A 232-nucleotide genomic window follows, 5' to 3' on the forward strand; every position below is an offset into this window, starting at 1 on the left:
CTGGTGAACCGACCAAGGCAAATCATCATCTATTTTCTCCTTAAATACATCGCCATTAACTACAACCACCGCCACCCCCTTGTGTGCCAATGCCGCTTGAGCAGCCTGGGTTACGATACGCCGAGCTTGATCTGGGTGGCTAATACGCTTACAAAATACAGAGCACTGCTCGTAAATTTTGGTTTGGTCCAACTCTTGTGGAAAATCCATTCCTTCCTCCGCCCTATCAATG

The 232-nt window shown here is 47.8% G+C and carries 1 protein-coding gene; it reads right to left on the bottom strand.

Going from position 1 to position 232, the window contains the following annotated elements:
• Positions 1-210 (bottom strand): hypothetical protein (locus tag AAEZ18_RS19785; RefSeq protein WP_352256161.1); only part of this gene is annotated, 210 nt, incomplete at its 3' end.
• Between the last annotated feature and the right edge of the window lie 22 nt (positions 211-232).

It is taken from the genome of Pseudoalteromonas sp. 19-MNA-CIBAN-0066 (assembly GCF_040308705.1).
Lineage (GTDB): Bacteria > Pseudomonadota > Gammaproteobacteria > Enterobacterales > Alteromonadaceae > Pseudoalteromonas > Pseudoalteromonas nigrifaciens.